The sequence below is a fragment of the Stutzerimonas stutzeri genome (assembly GCF_000935215.1).
Classification (GTDB): domain Bacteria; phylum Pseudomonadota; class Gammaproteobacteria; order Pseudomonadales; family Pseudomonadaceae; genus Stutzerimonas.
This window is the reverse complement of record NZ_JXXD01000253.1, coordinates 1-5,095: the sequence shown is the minus strand read 5'-3', so window position 1 is coordinate 5,095 and position 5,095 is coordinate 1. Positions and strand designations below refer to the sequence as shown.

Sequence of the window (5,095 nt, the reverse complement as noted above, 5' to 3'; positions counted from 1 at the left end):
GCCAGCAGACGACCGATGTTGTCGTCGCGGAACACCCGGGTCAGCGCGTCGCTCAAGACGTCACTGACCAGCTTGGTGTTGGTCTGCTCGTTGGGCGCCATGCCGAAGCGCTGATTCAACGAGGCCCCATAACGGCCGTTGTAGCGCTTGCCGGCATTCTGCACCTCGACCTTCAGCGTCGCGCCGATGTTGGCCTCGGTGACGTACAGCCCCTCCTTCGGCGACTGATACTTCAGCTCGGCCAAGGTCAGCGTCAGCTGCGGCGCGTTATAGGCGTTCGGCGATGGCGTGAAACCGAGCAGTCGCACAGCGGCTTCGGTCTGGGCCTGCAGCTTGGGGATGACCTTGGCACTCGGCACGATCACCGCGCTGGTTTCCGGATACAGGCCGCCACGAGTGCCGAGGGTCGGCGATGGGCGCGCATCGACCACCCGTACGACCACGGGCTGCCCCTGGCCAACGGGATTGATGGTGCCGTTGAGTTTGGGGTTCGGGTCGAGCTGCTGCGGGCTGTGGGCACAACCGACCAGACTCATTCCAAGAACGGTGACAAGACCGAACAACAGGCGTTGCAGCATGCTGTTTTCTCCAGGGTTAGGGGCGATGAATGCGGCGCAGTATACCCACCGGCACGACGCGCCGACAGTGATGCGATTCAGACCGGCGGCGCCACTGCCGCGTTCCTTTTCACGCTGTTGTCACACGGCTTTGCGATAACGGCGACATGCCAATCATCATGAGTGCAGACCATCATGCGCCAGCTCATTTCCCTGTTGCGCCGCCGCCCGCCTCGCCATTTCGCCCTGCTGGATGAACATGGCCGCTGCCGCATGCTGCTCAGCAGCGTCTGCAAGCCTGAGGGCGTCGCCTGGGTCGAGGTCGAGGAAGCTCGCCTGAGCTGGATTGGCCAGCCGCTTCCCGCCGAGAGCCTGCGCGCGGCGTGATGCGCAGGTAAACCCGGAGGCACAAAAAAGCCCCGTACGTTCGGTACGGGGCTTTTTTCGCTTCAGCGCAGCTGGTCAGTAGGTCAGGCCGAGGCGCTTGTCCGCCATCTGGCTGATCTCACGATAGGCTGCCGCGTCGTTCTGCAGCGTGGCTTCGCGTGCCGGGAACATTTCCTGCAGCTTGCTCGACCAGGCCTGCGAGCGGTACTGCTCGGGGAAGCAGCGCTCGAGCAGATCGAGCATGATGGACACAGTCACCGAAGCACCCGGCGATGCGCCGAGCAGCGCGGCGATGGTGCCGTCCTTCGCTGCGACCAGTTCGGTGCCGAACTGCAGAATGCCGCCCTTCTTCGGGTCCTTCTTGATGATCTGCACGCGCTGGCCGGCAATCTCCAGGCGCCAGTCTTCGGCCTTGGCCTCGGGATAGAAGCCGCGCAGCGTTTCCAGGCGATCCTCCATGGACTGCATCACTTCCTTGATCAGGTAGCGGGTCAGGTCCATGTTGTCGCGCGCCACGGCCATCATCGGGCCAATGTTGCTCGGACGAATCGACAGCGGCAGGTCCATGAACGAACCGCGCTTGAGGAACTTGGTGGTAAAGCCGGCATAGGGTCCGAACAGCAGGGACTTCTTGCCGTCGACGACGCGGGTATCGAGGTGCGGCACCGACATCGGCGGCGCGCCGACCGCGGCCAGGCTGTAGACCTTGGCCTGGTGCTGCTTGACGATTTCCTGGTTGTCGCAGCGCAGCCACTGGCCGCTGACCGGGAAGCCGCCGAAGCCCTTGCCTTCCTCGATACCGGACATCTGCAGCAGCGGCAGCGCGGCGCCGCCAGCACCCAGGAAAACGAAGCCGGCCTGCACCTGGCGGGAGTCGCCGGTGCGGGTGTTCTTGATGTCGACCTTCCAGCCGCTGGCCGTGCGATCGAGGCCAGTGACCTTCTGGTTGTAGGACACCTTGACGCCACCGCTGCGCGACAGATAGCCAAGCAGTTGGCTGGTCACCGCACCGAAGTTGACGTCGGTGCCGTTCATGGCGCGCGTCGCGGCGATCGGCTCGCTCGGATCGCGGCCCGGCATCATCAGCGGCATCCATTCGGCCAGAGTCGCGCGATCCTCGCTGTACTCCATGTCCGCGAAAGCGTGATGGGTCTTCAGCGCATCGAAGCGACGCTTGAGATAGTCGATATTCTTGCTGCCGCGCACAAAGCTCAGGTGCGGCACGGCATTGATGAAATCACGCGGGGAGCCGAAGCCTTCACGGTCGGCGAGGTAGGCCCAGAACTGCTTGGAGACCTCGAACTGCGTGTTGATCAGCACGGCCTTCTTGATGTCGATCGCGCCGTCTTTGCTGTCAGGGGTGTAGTTCAGCTCGCAAAGTCCGGCGTGACCGGTACCCGCGTTGTTCCACGGGTTGGAGCTTTCGATGGCTCCGGACTCCTGCAGCTCGACGATTTCCAGCTTGATATTGGGATCGAGTTCCTTGAGCAATACCGCCAGGGTCGCGCTCATGATGCCGGCTCCCACCAGCACCATAGCCACTGCTTCGCTATCGTGTTGCGTCATCAACGCGTTCTCCAGAATCACAGCATTAAACTGTCGAGACCGCAGTACGCGGCCCCGTAAAACCCACCAGCCAGACGGTCAGGCACGGAGCATGTGCCTGGACCGCTGCTCGGGAACATGTGCCCGAGAACAGGCAGCCACAGGCTGCCTGCCAGCTGTCGGAAGGGCGGCTTTTGGCCTCCTTCCTCTCGCTGCCGTCCCTCCGGAGCGGGCCTTACCCGATGCTCAACGGCGGACGCGGCGAGATAAAACGATTGCGAATCTGTTGCCGAGCCTGATCGTCGTCGCGCTTCGTAAGGCGCGCACAGGCAATCCGATGCGTTCGATACGAAACAGCGACCGGCGGTTCAGTCGCGCATGGCTTCGATCAGCTCGATGTAGGGCCTGGCCTGACGCTGGTCGGCAACCAGGTCGATAAAGCTCTGCCCTTTGGCATCCCGGGCGTCCAGGTCATAGCCGGCAGCCACGAAGAAGCCGAGGAAGCGTTCGAAGTCATCGATGCGCAGGCCACGATAGGCCTTGATCAGCTTGTGCAGCGAAGGGGGCGTATCGTCAGCCGGCTCAGGCTGAAGAAACAGCTTGATCGAATCGTCCGCGATCTCGTCGCCAATCACCTGTTTCTTGTCTTTACGCATGCCGCCTCCGGTCCACGGGGTCTCACGGGGGCGGCAGTTTACTCCTCGCAGCCGGCTCACTCAACGCGCCAGACCTGCTTGCGACCAAGGTCGTACATCGCCTGGCCACCATCGCGAGCGATTGTTCGCCACGAATAACAAGTGGTATCCGGCGCCTATAATGGCGCCCTCGCCTACAAGGAGCGTTCCGCATATGAAGTTCCCCCCTCTGTTTGCGGCATGGTGGCAGGCCTTGAGCCTGGGATACGGAGCCCGAGCGTTGCGCGGGGACATCAGTGCCGGCTTGACCGTTGGCATCATCGCCATCCCGCTGGCCATGGCGCTGGCGATCGCAGTCGGCGTGGCGCCCCAGCACGGCCTGTACACGGTGCTGGTGGCCGCTCCGCTGATCGCACTGACCGGGGGCTCGCGCTTCAACGTTTCAGGGCCGACGGCGGCGTTCGTGGTGATCCTGTTGCCGATCACTCAGCAGTTCGGCCTTGGCGGGCTGCTGCTGTGCACCATGCTTGCCGGTCTGATTCTGATCACCCTCGGCCTGCTGCGCGCCGGTCGCCTGATCGCCTTCATCCCCTACCCCGTTACCCTCGGCTTTACCGCGGGCATCGGTATCGTCATCGCTACCTTGCAGATCAAGGACCTGTTCGGCCTGACGCTCACCGAGCAGCCGCAGCATTACGTCGAGCAGGTCGGCCTCGTGCTGCGCTCACTGCCCGACGCACATATGGGCGATGCGCTGGTGGCGGCGATCTGTCTGGCGCTGTTGATCATCTGGCCGCGCTGGGTGCCGAAGGTGCCTGGTCATCTGGTGGCGCTGACCGTCGGCGCGCTGGCAGGTTTGCTGCTGGAATCGTCCGGATTGTCAGTGGCGACCCTTGGCGAACGGTTCAGCTATACCCTGGACGGCGTCACCTACCCCGGCATTCCGCCATTCCTGCCTGATTTCGCCTGGCCCTGGCTGCTGCCCGGAGCGGACGGCCAGCCCCTGGAACTGAGCTACGAACTGTTCCGCCAACTGCTGGCGCCGGCCTTCGCCATCGCCATGCTCGGCGCCATCGAATCGCTGCTCTGCGCCGTAGTGGCCGACGGCATGACCGGCAGCAACCACGAGCCCAACGGCGAGCTGATCGGCCAGGGGCTGGGCAATCTGGTCGCCCCGCTGTTCGGCGGCATCACGGCGACCGCAGCGATCGCCCGCAGCGCCACGAATGTCCGGGCCGGGGCGTTCTCGCCGCTGGCAGCAATGATTCATGCGGGTGTGGTGCTGGTCGCAGTGCTCTGGCTGGCGCCGCTGTTCAGTTACCTGCCCATGGCGGCACTGGCGGCGTTGCTGGTGATGGTGGCCTGGAACATGAGCGAAGCACCGCACGTGATGCACGTATTGCGCATCGCACCGCGCAGCGATGTGCTGGTGCTGCTGACCTGCCTGACACTCACCGTGCTGTTCGACATGGTGCTGGCCGTCGGGGTCGGGCTGCTGCTGGCAGCCGGGCTGTTCATAAAGCGCATGAGCGAGCTGACCGACACCACCGCTCTCTCGCGCGAGCAGCGGCGGATCCTCCAGGACATGCCCGAGCACGTGGCGACCTACGCGATCCGTGGGCCGCTGTTCTTCGGCGCGGCGGAAAAGGCGCTGGGCGCCCTACGGCGCTTCAATCCCGAGGTCAAGGTGGTGATCGTCGACATCAGCGCGGTGCCGATGCTGGACATGACAGCGCTGGCATCGTTGGAAAACGTGCTGGTGGATTACCGCCGACTGGGGGTCACGCTGATCCTGAGCGGCAGCAATGCGCGCGTCCGCCTGAAATTGCGCCGCGCCGGCATTCACCGCCTGCAGGGGCATCTGCTGTACGTGCGCAACCTGAGTCAGGCCCGCGAGAAAGCACTGCGCCTGTTGCGCCCGGAGCCGGGCGAGGCCCCCGCCTGAATGCGCTCCCGGCTTGCCCGGCAGCG

The 5,095-nt window shown here is 64.2% G+C and carries 5 protein-coding genes; 2 read left to right on the top strand and 3 right to left on the bottom strand.

Annotation, left to right across the window (positions count from 1 at the left end; genetic code table 11):
- The coding region (locus LO50_RS21270) for a YajG family lipoprotein (protein WP_044316280.1) at positions 1–578 on the bottom strand (578 nt) is incomplete at its 3' end.
- A 174-nt stretch (positions 579–752) separates the two neighbouring features.
- On the opposite strand from LO50_RS21270, the gene LO50_RS21265 reads away from it, so the two are divergent.
- The gene (locus LO50_RS21265) at positions 753–944 is read left to right on the top strand and encodes a hypothetical protein (protein ID WP_044316279.1); all 192 of its coding nucleotides are present in this window, start codon (positions 753–755) and stop codon (positions 942–944) included.
- Positions 945–1,019: 75 nt separating this feature from the next.
- On the opposite strand, the gene mqo is transcribed toward LO50_RS21265, so the two are convergent.
- Both mqo and LO50_RS21255 read right to left on the bottom strand, forming a co-directional pair.
- Positions 1,020–2,531, bottom strand: coding sequence for a malate dehydrogenase (quinone) (mqo, locus tag LO50_RS21260; RefSeq protein WP_080902147.1), 1,512 nt, complete (start codon positions 2,529–2,531; stop codon positions 1,020–1,022).
- A 326-nt stretch (positions 2,532–2,857) separates the two neighbouring features.
- Positions 2,858–3,145: a PA4642 family protein gene (locus tag LO50_RS21255; RefSeq protein WP_044316277.1), complete on the bottom strand. Its 288-nt coding sequence runs from the start codon at positions 3,143–3,145 to the stop codon at positions 2,858–2,860.
- 193 nt (positions 3,146–3,338) lie between these two features.
- Here LO50_RS21255 and dauA point away from each other — a divergent pair, with 193 nt between their 5' ends.
- Complete coding sequence (gene dauA, locus LO50_RS21250) at positions 3,339–5,069, top strand: C4-dicarboxylic acid transporter DauA (RefSeq protein ID WP_044316276.1); 1,731 nt, start codon at positions 3,339–3,341, stop codon at positions 5,067–5,069.
- The last annotated feature ends 26 nt before the right edge of the window (positions 5,070–5,095 follow it).